The 1,246-nt window shown below is 63.5% G+C and carries 3 protein-coding genes; all 3 read right to left on the bottom strand.

What is annotated here, in order from left to right:
• Window positions 1-68: 68 nt before the first annotated feature.
• Complete coding sequence (locus EOD42_RS25610; protein WP_127790441.1) at window positions 69-296, bottom strand: helix-turn-helix domain-containing protein; 228 nt, start codon at window positions 294-296, stop codon at window positions 69-71.
• Window positions 293-508 carry a hypothetical protein gene (locus tag EOD42_RS25605; RefSeq protein ID WP_127790440.1) on the bottom strand — a complete coding sequence of 72 codons (216 nt, stop codon included), beginning with the start codon at window positions 506-508 and terminating at the stop codon, window positions 293-295. Before EOD42_RS25605 ends, EOD42_RS25610 begins: the two co-directional genes overlap by 4 nt.
• A 275-nt stretch (window positions 509-783) precedes the next feature.
• On the bottom strand, window positions 784-1,246 hold a 463-nt coding region (locus tag EOD42_RS25600), incomplete at its 5' end, for a hypothetical protein (protein ID WP_206020472.1).

Raw genomic sequence — 1,246 nt, 5'->3', positions numbered from 1 at the left:
TTCATAACCGCAATCACTAAGGTCGCTTATTAGGTAGACATTAGAGTAAATAGGGGCATTCAGACCCCTTATGCTCTGCTGCTCCTGATGAAGCGTTCCACGTCGCTCGCGGCGATGCGGATGAGCCGCTTGCCCATGCGGTGGATGGGCAGCTCCCGCGCATCGATCATCCGCCGCACGGTCTTGGTGCAGCAGGACAGTTGCTGGGCGACCTGCGCCACGGTGAGAAAGCGGGCATCGGCGTCGAGGTGCCGCTCAGGCGGTGAGGGCGGCATGTGGCTGTCGGGTCGGGTCATGGGGTGACCTCCATGCGAATGGGTTCAGGGGCATGGCCGCGCGCCCAAGCATCGCGTGCCGCCTGGCGTGCAAGTGCCGTCACCAGCGCCCGCAGCAGGGCGGTGCCCTGGCTGGTGGAGGTGGCGGCAGTGGCGCCGAGAGGAGGGCTGCCGACCTCGCCATGAGGCAGGTCAGAGGGGGCAGATTCGGGCGATGGTTTGAGCGTGGCCATCGCAGGACAGTTTCGTCACGACGGGCAAGAGGGCAGCGAGTTTCGCCGTCACGACGGGCCGAACAACTCGCCCCGACCGCAGCCATCCAGAGCTAACCGATAGATCTATAAACGAATTTCTTTACCTACGATTCCCGCTTGAACCTCTCCCTCAGCTGTGAGCCGAACGGGCGAATCGTGCCGCATCGACCTCGTCACGCGGGCGGGAATGCGTCGATATAAATCTCAGCAGCTGAGAAAAATGGACGTGTGAGGACCCCCGTCAGGCACCGCCGTCATTCCCCCGAGAACAGGTCCGGCGCGTTGATCTTAGGGGGCCGCGCGCGCTTGCGGCGCGGCTTGGTAGGAGCGGGTGGTGTCGCCTCGAGCTTGGCCAGCGCGACTTCCTTAGCCTGCTGATCGAGCCTCATCGACAGCGCCTGCAGGGCGTCGAGCAGCACCCTGCTGATCGGATCACCCGTCCGCTTGCAGGCGGCGTGCAGCGCCTCATGCACCGCTGGCGTCACCCTGATCAGCTTGAGCCCGTGCCGCGCGACATGGTTGCGCTGATGCTCCGCATTGCTCAACGCATCGGGTTTGCGGTGACGACCCATGGCGATCCCAATCCCATTTCTGGCCGCGTCGGCCGTGCTTATCCCGAGCAGCGTAGCAAGTAATGGTATAGTTGTGCCCATGGTCGGCAGATTGACACTGGCGCGGGGCACAAGCCGTGCTAGCCTCATGTCAGGATGGCAATCC

Origin of the sequence: Rhodovarius crocodyli, assembly GCF_004005855.1 — a bacterium.
Classification (GTDB): domain Bacteria; phylum Pseudomonadota; class Alphaproteobacteria; order Acetobacterales; family Acetobacteraceae; genus Rhodovarius; species Rhodovarius crocodyli.
The sequence above is the reverse complement of the archived record's forward strand: the minus strand, read 5'-3'. Positions and strand labels throughout refer to the sequence as shown.

Bases quoted from the DNA above. Each gene is read 5' to 3' on its own strand.
- EOD42_RS25605 (WP_127790440.1), bottom strand. From the start codon at position 508: ATGGCCACGCTCAAACCATCGCCCGAATCTGCCCCCTCTGACCTGCCT.
- EOD42_RS25610 (WP_127790441.1), bottom strand. From the start codon at position 296: ATGACCCGACCCGACAGCCACATGCCGCCCTCACCGCCTGAGCGGCAC.